The following is a 14,252-nucleotide window of genomic DNA, read 5'->3' on the forward strand; positions in this document are numbered from 1 at the left end:
TGTGAATGTTCTGATTGTCGGCGCGGGGCCAGCCGGCTCCACCGCCGCGTATTACCTTGCCAAGGCCGGCATCAGCGTGACCGTCCTGGAGAAAACCAGCTTCCCGCGCGAGAAGGTCTGCGGCGACGGCCTCACCCCGCGGGCAGTCCGCGAAATCCAGAAGCTCGGCCTGCCGCACCCTGAAGCGGACGGCTGGCGCCGGAACAAGGGCCTCCGCCTCATCGCCGGCGGCCGCACCGTCGAGCTGCCCTGGCCCGAGGTCTCCGACTTTCCGCAGTACGGCCTGATCCGCACGCGCCTGGGCTTCGACGAGGAACTGGCCCGCCACGCCCAGGCTGCCGGCGCCGAAATCCTCGAGCGGCACAGCGTCACCGAAGCTCTCCGGTCTGAAGACGGCCGCGTGACCGGTGTCCGCGCAGCGCTCCTGGACGAGTCCGGACGCAAGACGGGGGAGTCACGCGACTTCAGCGCCGACGTCGTACTCGCCGCAGACGGCAACTCCACGCGAACCGCCGTATCGCTGGGCATCCACAAGCGGGACGACCGCCCCCTCGGCGTCGCCGTCCGCACCTACTTCACGTCCCCCCGGCACGATGACGACTGGATGGAAGGCTGGCTGGAGCTCCCCGGCCGCGACGGAAAACTGCTCCCCGGCTACGGCTGGGTGTTCGGCGTCGGCGACGGCACATCCAACGTGGGCCTTGGCATCCTGAACTCGTCCAAGGAATTTGGCAAGCTCGACTACAAGCAGGTCCTGCGCGAGTGGACCGGCGCCATGCCCGCCGAATGGGGCTTCACCCCGGACAACCAGGTGGGCGAAATCCGCGGCGCCGCGCTGCCCATGGGCTTCAACCGCACCCCGCACTACTCGCCCGGCCTCCTGCTCCTGGGCGACGCCGGCGGCATGGTCTCCCCGTTCAACGGCGAGGGCATCTCCTACGCGATGGAATCGGCACGGTTCGCGGCGGAGTTCATCATCGACGCGTCGGCGCGCTCTGCTTCGGCCGGAACGTACGACGCCGACGCGCACCTCGCGGGGTACGCGGACTATGTGCGGGGCCAGTGGGGATCGCACTTCACGCTGGGCCGGGCATTTGCCGCGCTGATCGGAAAACCCGCCGTTATGAAGCTCGCGCTGCGGACCGGGATGCCCATTCCCGTGCTGATGCGCTTTGTGGTGCGGCTGCTCGCAAACCTGACCGACCCCGCCGCGAAAGGCTTCGAGGACCGGGCCATCCGCGTCCTGGAATCGCTGGTTCCGGCCACCTCCAACACCCCACCGGCATCGAACCAGCGGTATCCGCAACAAAAAGTTAGGGTTAACCAGTGACTAACTCCGCAGACCACAGCTGGACGCACGCCGGGCACGGCCTGCCGGACTCCGAACCCAGCCTCAATACCACCGCCATTGCCACGGGACTGCAGCTGCCCGCAGGCTTCGCGGCGATCGCGGAGGACGCCGAACTGGGCCCCGCCATCACCAACAACCTGGCGCGGGTGGAAAAGAAGCTGCGCGAAGCCATTGCCAACTCCGATCCGCTGGCTGATGCAACGTCGCGTCACCTCGTGGAAGCCGGCGGCAAGCGCATCCGGCCGCTGCTGACGCTGCTGTGCGCCCACCTTGGCGACGCCTCACTGCCTGCCGTCGTGCAGGCGGCCGTGGTGGTGGAACTGACCCACCTGGCAACTCTGTACCACGACGACGTTATGGACTCGGCCCCGTTCCGCCGCGGCGCCCCCACGGCCCACGAGGTTTGGGGAAACTCCGTGGCGGTCCTCACCGGCGACCTCATCTTTGCCCGCGCGTCCATCCTGGTGTCCGAGCTTGGTTCCCGGGCGCTGGGCATCCAGGCGCGGACGTTCGAGCGGCTGTGCCTGGGCCAGCTGCACGAGACTGTGGGCCCGCGCCCGGACGAGGATCCGGTAGAGCACTACCTGTCCGTCATCGCGGACAAGACCGGTTCCCTGGTGGCCGCCTCGGGCCAGCTCGGTGCCATCTTCGCCGGTGCCGACGAGGCCTACGAGGACCTGCTGGTGGAGTACGGCGAGAAGGTGGGCGTGGCCTTCCAGCTCGCCGACGACGTCATTGATGTCACCGGCGTCAAAGTGAAGTCCGGCAAGTCCCCGGGCACGGATCTCCGCGAGGGTGTGCCCACGCTGCCCGTTCTGTTCCTGCGGCGCGATGCTGCTGCCGGTGACCAGTCCGCCGTCGAACTCTTGAAGCTCATTGACGGGGACCTGACCTCGGACGAGGCCTTGGCTGCCGCCGTGGCCGGACTCCGCGAGCACCCCGTCACCGCTGAGTCCTGGGTGGTTGCCCGCCGCTGGGCCGACGAAGCCATTGCCGCACTGGCACCGCTTCCTGAGGGTGTTGTGAAGTCCTCGCTGTCCAACTTCGCCCTGGCTGTGGTGGACCGCGCCAGCTGATCTCTTCTTTTGGAGCGGGGCCTCGGCGGGGTGAAGCTGGCCGGGGCCCTCGCCTCGTTAAATGCAATAGCCCCGGTTCTCAGCAACGATACGAATCACACGTTGCGCCGAACCGGGGCTATATCTCCGTTCGCATCAGACCCGCCGGAGGCGTTTAGCGGATCCGTGAACAGTATATGACAGATTTGTCACAGGATGCAAGCCTACTGTTACTCCGCGTGTCACAGGCTACTTCGTCCTTCGTGGGGCACATTGCGGCGTCCGATGGGCCTTCCGGGCTGGAGAGACGGCGTTTCCGTGTCGAAGTGCCCCGCGACGGCCGCGTTGTCCACATGCGGCACCTTGGGTCTGCCCTTTGCTGTGGTCCAGGTGCACCGTGGAGTAATGGATATTGAGACTTTTCTCGGCGCGCGGGCAGGCGTAGCCCGGGCCTCGACGCTCCGAGAGGCCGGATTTTCCCGAACTTCCCTCGACAAAGCACTGGCGGCCGGGCGAATTGTGCGGATTCGACGAGGCATCTACAGCATGCCGCGTGAGGCAGGCGTGGTAGCCCTGGCGCTTCAGCACAACGCTCTGCTGACATGTCTGTCGGCCGCCCCCACGTACCAGCTGTGGACGATACATGACGCTGGTTCCGTGCACCTCAGTCCAGGGCATAAGAGGACACCGCCGGGGATGTTGACCCACGGCCAATGCCTCCACCCGTCCCACTCATGGCTGCCGGTGGCCGGTCTGGCCGATGTCCTGATTCATTCGTTGCGTTGCTTGCCGGCAGTGGAATCGTTGGTCATGCTTCAGTGCGCAGCCCAGCGGGGCGACATCAGCCTGGATTTCCTGCGGCGCAAGCTCTCGGGAAACCGCAACGCCCGCGCCAGGTCCGTCCTCGACAGCGTGGTCCCCAGGGCGGATTCCATCCTGGAGGTGCTGGCCAACTACCATTTCCGGCGAGCGGGCCTCCATGTACGAAGGCATGTAGAGCTTCCGGGAGTGGGAGAAGTGGACTTCCTTATTGAGGAGTGGCTCGTGGTGGAAACCGACGGCAGTACGCATCTGGAACCACGGCAAGTAAAAAAGGACCGAAAGCGCAACAATGCCACAGTCATCGGCGGACGTCTTGGCCTCAGATTCGGCTATGACGACGTTGTCTATCACCCTGAGCGGATGGTGGGCCAGGTGTTGGCAGTACTGGAACTGTCGCGGCAGGGGGCTTTCGGTGCGAGGTGAGTCTCGCCGTCGTGGGGCACTTTGGGCGACGTGTCCGAAGAAACTGGCTTAGGAAGCGGCGCGTCCGTGTCGAAGTGCCCCGTTTAGGCCGCGCAGGCCGGGCAGGGGAGGACCCTAGTTTTCTTCCTCTTCGTTGAAGGCCCACTCGAACATGTCGAAGACGAACTCGGAGAAGGTGCCTTCTTCGCTCTTCCACTGACCGCGGGCGTTGTTGCGGCGGTACACGATGGGGTCCGGGATGCCGAGGTCGCCTACGCGGAAGCCCCAGGTGAACTGTTCTTCCTCGTCCTCAAGGAACATCAGGAAGCCTTCGTCATCCACTTCCAGCTCTTCAGGATCCCAGAAGTAGTGGTAGGCCTCCATGATGTCCTCGCAGCCGCCCACCGCCAGGTAAAACTCCTTCAGCACCAACGGGACCTGGAACTGGTGTTCGGCGAGGGCCGCGTCCAGTTCGTCGGCGGGCAGGCCATCTTCTTCCTGCCATTCGTCCTCGAGATACGTTGGAACAAGCGCGCGGAACTTCTCGAGGAACATGTCAGTCATGCTCATATCCTAGCTAACTGCGGCGTGCTCCCGAGCCGCTGCCAGCCCCATCAGCCCCATCAGCCCCACCGCCCCCAAAGCCGCCCGGGCCCCCAAAGCCGCCTGCCCCGTCCCCGCCGCCGGAGTCCCCACCGGAGCCCCGCCGGTGCCAGCCATGCACGGCCAGCGGAACATACCAGGACCGGCGCCACGCTACCACTCGGAAAGCGAACACCACGGCCGCCACCGCGCACGCCGTCAACGCGTTGAAGGCCCCTGTCACCCAGAGCAGCGCGGTCAAAGCCGCCCCGCTGAAGGCCGGCAGCGCGTAGAGGTCCCGGGGGTTGAACAGCTGAGGCACCTCGTTCGCGGTGATGTCCCGCAGCAGGCCGCCGCCCACCGCCGTCGTCACGCCGAGCAGCATGGCGGCCACCGGGTTCATCCCCAGGGCCAGGGCCTTCAGCGTTCCGGTGATGCAGAAGAGGGCCAGCCCGCCGGCGTCGAACAGCACCAGCAGCGAGGTGTACCGCTGCACGCTGGAGTACAGGAAATACACCAGGACGGTCGCCAGCACCGGGGGAACCAGATACGCGGGGTTGGAGAAGGCCGCAGGCGTGGTGTTGAGGATGATGTCGCGGATGACGCCCCCGCCGAGGGAAACCAGGGACGCCAGCAGTAGCGACCCCACCAGATCGAACTGCTTCCGTGCCGCCAACAACGACCCGGAGACGGCGAAGAAGAAGACTCCGGCCAGGTCCAGCCATACAAGGTCGATGCCGAACGGCAATGTGTCGAACGGCAATGTCATGAGGCGTCCCGGCAGTTTCATGGTGGGCGGACAGGGCGGCTCCAACGTTACGCTAGCCCCTATGAACAACCCGATCATGATCGCCTGCGCCCACGGGACGTCCAGTACTCAGGGCGCCGCGGAGGTCAACGCCCTGCGCGCAAACATCGCTGCCCTGCGCCCGGGCCTTGACGTTCGCGAGGCCTACGTGGACGTCCAGCAGCCGGACCTCGTGGACGTGGTGGCGTCGCTGCCCGAAGCGGACAAAGCCGTCGTCGTGCCTCTGCTGCTGAGCGTGGGCTACCACGTCAAGGTGGACATCGCCCGGGCCGTGAAAAGCCGTACGGGCAGCCTGGCTGCCGCGCCGCTCGGCCCGGACCCGCGGCTCGCCGCCCTCCTGGACCAGCGCCTCCGCGAAGCCGGCGTCACGGACCGCGACGCGATCGTCCTCGCCGCCGCCGGCTCCTCCAACCCCAACGCCGCCGGCAGCGTCGAAGAGCTCGCTGACCAGCTGCGGGAGCTGCGGCGCAACCGGATTCTGCCCGCCTACGGTGCCTCTGCCCAGCCGTCGGTGCCCGACGCCGTCGCCATGCTCCGCCAGGAGCTGGCCGGAGGTGCCGGGGCGGGGGAGTCCGCGGGGGCCGTGGACGACGGCGGCCGCGTGGTGATTGCCTCCTACCTGCTCGCGCCGGGGTTCTTCCACGACCAGCTGGCCAAAGCCGGCGCCGACCTCTTGACGGAACCACTGCTGCCGTCCCCGGTACTCGCCGAGATCGCGCTGGAACGGTTCGATGCCGCCGTCGCAGCCGGGTGACCCGGGCAGGCCGAAGGCCCCGGAATGCGCCTCCGAGGGAAGCACATTCTGGAGCCTTGCAATTGGGGCAGCTTGAACCGCGGGGATCAGGCTGTCCCCGGACTCGGGCTCTTTAGCAGGTAAGCGGCACCGTTCCGGTCAGTCCGTCCGGGTTGCTCGCTGTGCAGGTGAAAATGACAGTTCCAAGGGGCTGTTCGATCACTAGGGTGATTGACGTCACCGTCAGCACCGGGTTGACGCCTGTCCAGTTCGGGTTCGGGCACCCAGCGTCGGCTCCACTCACTGTCTCGGGAGCCGTGAGTACGACTGGAAGTGTGGTGAGTCTGAGGGTCCCGTTCTTGACAGCATCGCGAGGAACTGGAGTGGCTACCGTTGCCGGTCCCACCAGTACCTTGTTTTGTCCTGGTGCGACGTTTCCGCCCTGGTTTTGGCACTGATAAACGGCAGTACCCTCAACGGAGACAGTGGCCACGAGATCTTCATTTCCAAGGCCCGCGAGTGTGGCCTTGCAGACGGTTGTTGCAGTGCTCCCGCCGTCCGAAAGGACCACGGTACAGACAGGCGTACCGCCACGCTTAAAGTGCGGGCTGGCGGCTTGGGCTGCTGATAGTCCTGTCATGAACACGAGCAGTATGGTTGCGAACAGCATCAAGAGGGGGCGGAGGTGGGATTTCATGGTTACTTCCTGGGGCAGCAATGGTTTCAAACCAAAGATTTCGAGTTTAATCGAGTCAGTTGTGCCGGCCTCGATGCCGCCACGACCGATAACAGCCCCAGGTTCCCAGTAGTTACGGGGGCCAAACTCTGCGCAACTTCCCAGCTAGCAGCGCGAAAGTCGCGACCAACAGCAGATATTGACTTATTCAGAAATTCTGCTAGGGCAAGCCCAAGACTACCCCTGGCCGCGACCCTCGTCCATGGGTCGAGGGTGCCATCGGCGTCTAAGAACAATCACGTGTCGAAGCACAGCGGGCGGCCTTCTTCAAGGCTCTCCGGCGGTTCGTGACGAATTGTTTCCCTAGGTGACCTCCCGTTTCCGGGCCTTTGTGACGCGCTTCGGCGGGCACTTACAGTCGATGCATGACTGATACAGCTCTAGCCGGAGCGTCCGTGGACCCCGCCGCCGCCAAGCGCCCCGCGCGTGCCTCCCGCCCCGCTGCAAAGCCGCACGGGCAGTGGAAAGTGGACGGCAAAACCCCGCTGAACGCCAACGAAACCTGGAAACAGGAAGACGACGGCCTCAACGTGCGCGAGCGTATCGAGACCATCTACTCCAAGGACGGCTTCGACGCCATCCCCAGCCAGGACCTGCACGGCCGCTTCCGCTGGTGGGGCCTGTACACCCAGCGCAAGCCCGGGATCGACGGCGGCAAGACCGCCACGCTCGAGCCGCACGAGCTGGAAGACAAGTACTTCATGCTCCGGGTCAGGATCGACGGCGGTGCGCTGACCACCGAGCAGCTGCGTGTCATCGGCCAGATTTCCGTTGATTTCGGCCGGGATTCCGCCGACCTCACGGACCGCCAGAACATCCAGCTGCACTGGATCCGCGTGGAGGACATCCCCGAGATCTGGAACCGGCTTGAGGGTGTTGGCCTGTCCACCACCGAGGCCTGCGGCGACGTGCCCCGTGTCATCCTGGGCTCGCCCGTGGCCGGCATCGCCAAGGACGAGATCATCGACCCCACGCCGCTTATCGCGGAGCTGGGGGAGCGCTTCATCGGCAACCCGCTGCTGTCCAACCTGCCGCGCAAGTACAAAACCGCCATCACCGGCCACCCCAGCCAGGACGTGGTGCACGAGATCAACGACTTCGCCCTGGTGGGAGTCCGCCACCCCGAACTCGGCGTCGGCTACGACCTCTGGGCGGGCGGCGCGCTGTCCACCAACCCGATGCTCGGCAAGCGCCTCGGTGCCTTCGTGAAGCCCGAGGAAGCCGCCGAAGTCTGGCTCGGCGTAACCAGCATCTTCCGCGACTACGGCTACCGCCGCATGCGCACCAAGGCCCGCCTGAAGTTCCTGATGGCCGACTGGGGACCGGCGAAATTCCGCCAGATCCTCGAGGATGAATACCTGGGCTACAAGCTGGCCGACGGGCCCGCCGCGCCCAAGCCCACCACTCCGGGCGACCACATCGGTGTGCACGAGCAGAAGGACGGCAAGTTCTTCATCGGCGCCACCCCGCTGGCAGGCCGCCTGTCCGGCGCTCAGTTGATCAAGCTCGCGGACACCCTCGAGGCCCGCGGCTCATACCGCCTGCGCACCACCCCGCACCAGAAACTCGTAGTGCTGGACGTTGCCAAGGATCACGTGGAACCGCTGGTTGCCGAGCTGGATGCCCTAGGCCTCTCCGCACGCCCGTCCGTGTTCCGCCGCGGCACCATCGCCTGCACCGGCATCGAATACTGCAAGCTGGCCATCGTGGAAACCAAGGTCACGGCCGCCACCGCCGTCGCTGAACTGGAACGCCGCCTGGCGGACCTCGCGGAGTCCGGCGAACTGCCGCACGCGCTGTCCCTGCACATCAACGGCTGCCCCAACTCCTGCGCCCGCATCCAGACCGCGGACATCGGCCTGAAGGGCATGATGCTGCCAACGCCCGACGGCGACCCCTCCCCGGGTTTCCAGGTCCACCTGGGCGGCGGGCTGGCTTCCAACAGCCGCGAAGAGGCTGGTTTGGGACGCACCGTCCGCGGCCTGAAGGTGTACGTCGAGGACCTGCCGGACTACGTGGAACGCGTCGTCCGCACGTTCGTGGCCCAGCGCGCCGAAGGCCAGACCTTCGCCGAATGGGCCCACGCAGCAGACGAGGAGGCCCTCCAGTGAGCAACACTCAACCTGCCAACGTCCTCCGCACCCACGACGAACTGAAGGTCATCGCCGAGTCCGGTGCTGCCGAGCTCGGCTGGGACGCCCCGGCCCGCGACGTGATCGCCTGGGTGGAGCGCAACTTCGACCTCTCAGCGGTCGCCGTCGCATGCTCCATGGCCGACGCCGTCCTGCCGGCCCTGGTCGCGGACCAGATGCCCGGCGTCGACGTCCTGTTCCTGGAGACCGGCTACCACTTCCCGGAAACCTACGCCACACGTGACGAGGTGGCCGCGAACCTCCGCGTCAACGTGGTGGACGTCCTTCCCGAGAACACCGTGGAACAGCAGGACCGGCTCCTGGGCAAGGACCTCTTTGCCCGCGACGCCGCCCAGTGCTGCGCCCTCCGCAAGGTGGCCCCGCTGCGCCGTACGTTGGCCGGCTACGAACTCTGGTTCACCGGCGTCCGCCGCGACGAGGCTCCCACCCGGACGAACACCCCGCTGGTGACCTGGGACGAAGTCAACGGCTTGGTCAAGGTCAACCCGGTGGCCGCGTGGACGTTCGACCAGCTGGTCCAGTACTCCGATGACAACCTCCTGCCCGTCAACCCGCTGCTTTCCCAGGGTTACCCCTCCATTGGCTGCCAGCCCTGCACCCGCAAGGTGGCGCCCGGAGACGACCCCCGCGCCGGCCGCTGGGCAGGCACCGACAAGACAGAATGCGGACTACACGTATGAGCACTTTCCTAACTGAGGAGACCACCCAGGTGACTGAAGCCGCCGTATCCACGCGCCTCTCCAGCCTGGACGCCCTCGAGTCCGAAGCGATCCACATCATCCGCGAAGTCGTCGCCGAGTTCGAGAAGCCTGCGCTGCTGTTCTCCGGCGGCAAGGACTCCGTGGTGATGCTGCACCTGGCCACCAAGGCTTTCTGGCCGGGCAAGGTCCCGTTCCCCGTGCTGCACGTGGACACCGGCCACAACTTTCCCGAGGTCATCGACTTCCGTGACCGCACCGTGGAGCGCCTTGGCCTGAAGCTCGTGGTGGGCTCCGTGCAGGAGTTCATCGACCGCGGCGAACTGGCCGAGCGTGCCGACGGCACCCGCAACCCGCTGCAGACCGTCCCGCTGCTGGATGCCATCCAGCAGAACAAGTTCGACGCCGTCTTCGGCGGCGGCCGCCGCGACGAGGACAAGGCCCGCGCCAAGGAGCGCATCCTGAGCCTCCGCGACGAGTTCGGCCAGTGGGACCCGCGCAACCAGCGCCCCGAGCTGTGGAACCTCTACAACGGCCGCCACACCGTGGGCCAGCACGTCCGCGCGTTCCCCATCAGCAACTGGACCGAGCTGGACATCTGGCGCTACATCGAACGCGAGAACATCGAGCTGCCGGGCCTGTACTACGCCCACGACCGCGAAGTGTTTGCCCGCGACGGTATGTGGCGTGCGGTCGGCGAAGTTTCCCAGCCGCTGCCGCACGAGGAAGTCATCGTCAAAACCGTCCGCTACCGCACCGTGGGCGACATGTCCTGCACCGGTGCCGTTGAATCGGACGCAGCCACCGTGAGCGACGTTGTGATCGAAGTTGCCGCCTCCACCATCACCGAACGTGGCGCCACCCGTGCAGATGACCGCATCTCCGAGGCCGCCATGGAAGACCGCAAGAAGGATGGTTACTTCTAAATGAGCACCGAAACTTCACTCCTGGCCGCCGAGCTGGAAACAGCACTGCCCACCACGCTGTTCCGCTTCGCCACCGCGGGATCTGTCGACGACGGGAAGTCCACTTTGGTGGGCCGTCTCCTGCACGATTCCAAGGCGATTCTTGCTGACACGCTCGACGCCGTTGCCCGCACCTCCGCGGACCGAGGCTTCGGCGGCGCGGCAGGCGGCATCGACCTGGCCCTCCTGACCGACGGCCTGCGCGCCGAGCGGGAGCAAGGCATCACCATCGACGTGGCCTACCGTTACTTCGCCACGGACCAGCGCAGCTTCATCCTGGCCGACTGCCCCGGGCACGTTCAGTACACCAAAAACACGGTGACGGGCGCGTCCACGGCGGATGCCGTCGTCGTACTCATTGACGCCCGCAAGGGTGTCCTGGAGCAGACGCGCCGGCACCTGTCCGTGCTGCAGCTGCTGCGGGTGGCGCACGTGATTGTGGCCGTGAACAAGATCGACCTGGTGGACTTCAGCGAGTCCGTGTTCCGTGAGATCCAGGCCGATGTGCAGCAGGTGGCCCGCGAACTGGGCATCGGCTCCGCCGAGCTGGGCAGCGCGGACCACATCGATGACCTGCTGGTGATCCCGGTGTCCGCCCTCGACGGCGACAACGTGGTGGACCGTTCCGAGCGCACCCCGTGGTACGACGGTCCCGCCCTGCTGGAGGTCCTCGAGACCCTGCCCGCCGCAGACGAGATCGACACGCAGCTGGAGAGTTTCCGTTTCCCGGTGCAGCTGGTCATCCGGCCGCAGGGTGCGCTGGCTCCCGACGCCGTTGCCGGCGGCCTGGACGTTGAGGCCTACCGTGACTACCGCGCGTACGCCGGCCAGATCACCGAGGGTTCGGTGAAAGTCGGGGATTCGGTGTCCGTGCTGACACCGGGCCAGGCTCCGCGCACGACGACGGTGATTGGCATCGATTTCGCCGGTGATTCGCTGGAGGAAGCGTTCGCCCCGCAGTCCGTGGCGATCCGCCTGGCGGATGAGTTCGACGTCGCCCGCGGTGACACCATCGCCGCCGCCGGTACCGTCCGCGAGTCCACCGCCGACCTGTACGCCGCGCTGTGCTGGCTGTCGCCGAAGCCGTTGCGGGAAGGTGCCAAGGTGCTGGTCAAGCACGGCACCCGCACCGTCCAGGCGCTGGTCCGCAGCGTCAGCGGCAAGCTGGACCTGGCCACGTTCAAGCTCGAAGGCGCGTCCAGCCTGGAGCTGAACGACATCGGCCACGCGCAGCTCCGGCTCGCCGCGCCGCTGCCGCTGGAGAACTACCTGCACCATCGCCGCACCGGCGCGTTCCTCGTCATCGACCCGCTGGACGGCAACACGCTGGCCGCGGGCCTCGTCAAGGACCACCCGGGCGACCACGAGGACGAGCGCTACTCTATCTAAGTTTCTGCCGAAAACCGCGGCTTGTTCGCAGATTCTGGCCTTCACGGGCCGGTTTTGCGAACAAGCCGCGGTTTCGTCGTTTCCGTATCCTTAACAGTGGGAGGCGCGGCGTGGAGACCATCAACAGCAAGCTCATCAGCTGGGCCTCGATCCTGGACGCCAAGACCCGCGAGCAGGCGCTGGCCACGTCCACGCTGCCGTTCATCTACCCGCACCTCGCCCTGATGCCGGACGCGCACCTGGGCAAGGGCGCCACCGTCGGCTCGGTGATCCCCACCCTGCGCGCCATCATCCCGGCCGCCGTGGGCGTGGACATCGGCTGCGGCATGATCGCCGTGCGGACCCGGTACTCGGTCAAGGACCTGCCCAAGGACCGCAAACGGCTGCGCGAGGACATCGAACGGGCCATTCCGTTGTCCGCCGGGCATAACAACAGGAGCGTCCAGCACACTGCCGAACCGCGCCTCGCCGAGCTCCGGAAGCTCGCGGCGCAGGCCGGCTTCAACCCGGCCCAGTATCTGGCCAAGTGGGAGCTTCAGCTGGGCTCGCTGGGATCAGGCAACCACTTCATCGAGGTCTCCGCCGACGAAACCGACGCCGTCTGGCTGTTCCTGCACTCGGGCTCGCGGGGCGTGGGCAACAAGATCGCGCAGCACCACATCGGCGTCGCCCAGCAGGTGACCCGGAAGCGCGGGACCAGGCTGCCTGACCCGGACCTCGCCTACCTGGAGGAGGGTACCAGCGAGTTCGCCCGCTACATCAAGGAACTACGCTGGGCCCAACATTTCGCCCTCCTCAACCGCGAGGAAATGATGGACCGCGTCATTACGCAGTTCGGGCACTGGGTGGGCGGCCATGTCAAGGAGCGCGAGCGGATCAACTGCCACCACAACTTCACCCAGCAGGAGACCCATTACGGCAAATCCGTGTGGGTATCGCGGAAGGGGGCGATCAGAGCCGAGCACGGCGATCCGGGACTTATCCCCGGGTCCATGGGGACGGCGTCGTACGTAGTGGAGGGGCTGGGGAACCCCGTCTCGCTGAACTCCTCCCCGCACGGGGCCGGCCGCGAGTACTCCCGGACGGCTGCCCGAAAAACGTTCTCGCTGGCCGAGCTGAAGACGGCCATGCAGGGCATCGAATTCCGGGCAACCGAGGCGTTCATCGACGAAATTCCGGCGGCGTACAAACCCATCGATGTGGTGATGAGGGACGCGGCGGACCTGGTCACGGTGCGCCACAAACTGCGGCAGCTGGTCAACGTCAAAGGGGACTGAGCCGGGCCCGGAATGTGACGCTGCATGAACCCGCGTGACCCCCCGTTTCTGCTTCATTGAATGGGTTTAGGTCACTCCCTATGGTGAAACAATGACTAGTTCCAAGCCCGGGATGACCCGCATCGTGGCAGGCGAAAGCGCCGTACCCAAGCGCAAGCGTGCCATCGAGGCGGCCCTGGCCATCGGGCTCGTCTTCCTGATCGCCGCCGGTGCCGTTGTGGCGTCGTCCATCTCCCGTAATACTGCGGCAGAGGCAGCCCTCCCGTCGCCCACTCCGGCCGCAGAACTGAAGCTTGGCTACTTCGGGAACTTGACGCATGCCCCGGCCCTGGTGGGCGTGAAACAGGGGATCCTCGCCCGGAATCTGGGCAACACCAAGCTCAGCACCGAAACTTTCAACGCCGGGCCTGCCGCGATTGAGGCCCTGAACGCCGGCGCCATCGACGCGGCATACATCGGCCCGAATCCCGCGATCAACTCGTTTGTCAAGAGCGAGGGGGAGTCCGTCAGCGTCATCGCGGGCGCCGCAGCGGGTGGGGCGCAGCTGGTTGTGCGTCCGGAAATCAACTCGGCGGCCGAGCTCAAGGGCAAGACCCTGGCCTCGCCTCAGCTGGGCGGCACGCAGGACGTGGCGCTTCGCGCCTGGCTCGGCTCGCAGGGCTACAAGACCAACGTGGACGGCAGCGGCGACGTTTCAATCAACCCCACGGAGAACGCCCAGACGCTGAAACTGTTCCAGGATGGAAAGCTCGACGGCGCGTGGTTGCCTGAGCCGTGGGCGTCCCGTTTGGTGCTCCAGGCCGGAGCCAAGGTCCTGGTGGACGAAAAGGACCTCTGGGACGGCTCGCATTCCGGCAAGGCCGGCGAGTTCCCCACCACCATCCTGATTGTGAATAAGAAGTTCGCCGCCGCGCACCCGGACACCGTGAAAGCCCTGCTGCGCGGCCACGTGGAGTCCGTGGCCTGGCTGAATGACGCGCCTGCCGCAGAGAAAACAAGTGTCATCAACGGCGCCCTGCAGGAATCGGCAGGCGCGGCGCTTCCCGCCGATGTCCTTGACCGAGCCCTGCAGAACGTGGTTTTCACGGTGGATCCGCTCGCGGGAACCTACCCCATGCTCCTCGAAGACGGCGTGAAAGCCGGCACCACGAAGCAGGCGGACATCACCGGACTGTTCGACCTCCGTGCCCTGAACGAAGTCACCGGGACCGCCGAACGGGCCTCCGCGGCCGGCCTCGGCCAGGACTGACCGCCACCTACCGCACCAACTACTTAAGGACG

The 14,252-nt window shown here is 66.1% G+C and carries 13 protein-coding genes; 10 read left to right on the top strand and 3 right to left on the bottom strand.

Translation table 11 applies throughout. The features are described from left to right. Window position 1 precedes the first annotated feature (1 nt). From ACX80M_RS00440 to ACX80M_RS00450, 3 genes are all read left to right on the top strand, one after another. Window positions 2-1,330 (top strand): geranylgeranyl reductase family protein, encoded by a 1,329-nt coding sequence (locus tag ACX80M_RS00440; protein ID WP_459308266.1) that lies wholly within the window; start codon window positions 2-4, stop codon window positions 1,328-1,330. After that, entirely contained in the window at window positions 1,327-2,427 is a 1,101-nt protein-coding gene (locus ACX80M_RS00445; protein WP_252613836.1) for a polyprenyl synthetase family protein, read from the top strand. The genes ACX80M_RS00440 and ACX80M_RS00445 overlap by 4 nt, the downstream gene beginning before the upstream one ends. A gap of 384 nt (window positions 2,428-2,811) precedes the next feature. After that, window positions 2,812-3,651, top strand: coding sequence for a type IV toxin-antitoxin system AbiEi family antitoxin domain-containing protein (locus ACX80M_RS00450; RefSeq protein ID WP_374210078.1), 840 nt, complete (start codon window positions 2,812-2,814; stop codon window positions 3,649-3,651). A gap of 114 nt (window positions 3,652-3,765) precedes the next feature. Here the strand turns inward: ACX80M_RS00450 and ACX80M_RS00455 are convergent, their stop codons facing one another. Continuing rightward, a complete protein-coding gene (locus ACX80M_RS00455; protein WP_252598534.1) occupies window positions 3,766-4,194 on the bottom strand; it encodes a hypothetical protein in 429 nt (142 codons plus the stop codon). Window positions 4,195-4,207: 13 nt separating this feature from the next. Beyond that, entirely contained in the window at window positions 4,208-4,981 is a 774-nt protein-coding gene (locus ACX80M_RS00460) for a trimeric intracellular cation channel family protein (RefSeq protein ID WP_252608388.1), read from the bottom strand. Between the two features lie 61 nt (window positions 4,982-5,042). Here ACX80M_RS00460 and ACX80M_RS00465 point away from each other — a divergent pair, with 61 nt between their 5' ends. Further along, complete coding sequence (locus tag ACX80M_RS00465; RefSeq protein WP_252598532.1) at window positions 5,043-5,774, top strand: sirohydrochlorin chelatase; 732 nt, start codon at window positions 5,043-5,045, stop codon at window positions 5,772-5,774. Window positions 5,775-5,886: 112 nt separating this feature from the next. Here ACX80M_RS00465 and ACX80M_RS00470 read toward each other — a convergent pair whose 3' ends face one another. Next, window positions 5,887-6,450, bottom strand: a complete 564-nt coding sequence (locus tag ACX80M_RS00470; RefSeq protein WP_459308270.1) for a hypothetical protein — start codon at window positions 6,448-6,450, stop codon at window positions 5,887-5,889. A gap of 404 nt (window positions 6,451-6,854) precedes the next feature. Here ACX80M_RS00470 and ACX80M_RS00475 point away from each other — a divergent pair, with 404 nt between their 5' ends. From ACX80M_RS00475 to ACX80M_RS00500, 6 genes are all read left to right on the top strand, one after another. Continuing rightward, window positions 6,855-8,600 (top strand): nitrite/sulfite reductase, encoded by a 1,746-nt coding sequence (locus ACX80M_RS00475; protein WP_252598531.1) that lies wholly within the window; start codon window positions 6,855-6,857, stop codon window positions 8,598-8,600. After that, window positions 8,564-9,322, top strand: coding sequence for a phosphoadenylyl-sulfate reductase (locus ACX80M_RS00480; protein ID WP_374209903.1), 759 nt, complete (start codon window positions 8,564-8,566; stop codon window positions 9,320-9,322). Before ACX80M_RS00475 ends, ACX80M_RS00480 begins: the two co-directional genes overlap by 37 nt. Further along, window positions 9,319-10,266 carry a sulfate adenylyltransferase subunit CysD gene (gene cysD / locus ACX80M_RS00485; RefSeq protein WP_058931586.1) on the top strand — a complete coding sequence of 316 codons (948 nt, stop codon included), beginning with the start codon at window positions 9,319-9,321 and terminating at the stop codon, window positions 10,264-10,266. The genes ACX80M_RS00480 and cysD overlap by 4 nt, the downstream gene beginning before the upstream one ends. Next, window positions 10,267-11,694 (top strand): sulfate adenylyltransferase subunit 1, encoded by a 1,428-nt coding sequence (locus tag ACX80M_RS00490; protein WP_459308273.1) that lies wholly within the window; start codon window positions 10,267-10,269, stop codon window positions 11,692-11,694. A gap of 110 nt (window positions 11,695-11,804) precedes the next feature. Then, window positions 11,805-12,971: an RtcB family protein gene (locus tag ACX80M_RS00495; RefSeq protein WP_252608396.1), complete on the top strand. Its 1,167-nt coding sequence runs from the start codon at window positions 11,805-11,807 to the stop codon at window positions 12,969-12,971. A gap of 112 nt (window positions 12,972-13,083) precedes the next feature. Then, window positions 13,084-14,220, top strand: a complete 1,137-nt coding sequence (locus ACX80M_RS00500) for an ABC transporter substrate-binding protein (RefSeq protein WP_252608644.1) — start codon at window positions 13,084-13,086, stop codon at window positions 14,218-14,220. The last annotated feature ends 32 nt before the right edge of the window (window positions 14,221-14,252 follow it).

It is taken from the genome of Pseudarthrobacter sp. MDT1-22 (genome assembly GCF_054511035.1).

Excerpts from the sequence above, each read along its gene's own strand:
- ACX80M_RS00450 (WP_374210078.1), top strand. The coding sequence starts at position 2,812 with ATGGATATTGAGACTTTTCTCGGCGCGCGGGCAGGCGTAGCCCGGGCC.
- ACX80M_RS00455 (WP_252598534.1), bottom strand. The coding sequence starts at position 4,194 with ATGACTGACATGTTCCTCGAGAAGTTCCGCGCGCTTGTTCCAACGTAT.
- ACX80M_RS00460 (WP_252608388.1), bottom strand. The coding sequence starts at position 4,981 with ATGACATTGCCGTTCGACACATTGCCGTTCGGCATCGACCTTGTATGG.
- ACX80M_RS00465 (WP_252598532.1), top strand. The coding sequence starts at position 5,043 with ATGAACAACCCGATCATGATCGCCTGCGCCCACGGGACGTCCAGTACT.
- ACX80M_RS00470 (WP_459308270.1), bottom strand. The coding sequence starts at position 6,450 with ATGAAATCCCACCTCCGCCCCCTCTTGATGCTGTTCGCAACCATACTG.
- ACX80M_RS00475 (WP_252598531.1), top strand. The coding sequence starts at position 6,855 with ATGACTGATACAGCTCTAGCCGGAGCGTCCGTGGACCCCGCCGCCGCC.
- ACX80M_RS00480 (WP_374209903.1), top strand. The coding sequence starts at position 8,564 with ATGGGCCCACGCAGCAGACGAGGAGGCCCTCCAGTGAGCAACACTCAA.
- cysD (WP_058931586.1), top strand. The coding sequence starts at position 9,319 with ATGAGCACTTTCCTAACTGAGGAGACCACCCAGGTGACTGAAGCCGCC.
- ACX80M_RS00490 (WP_459308273.1), top strand. The coding sequence starts at position 10,267 with ATGAGCACCGAAACTTCACTCCTGGCCGCCGAGCTGGAAACAGCACTG.
- ACX80M_RS00500 (WP_252608644.1), top strand. The coding sequence starts at position 13,084 with ATGACCCGCATCGTGGCAGGCGAAAGCGCCGTACCCAAGCGCAAGCGT.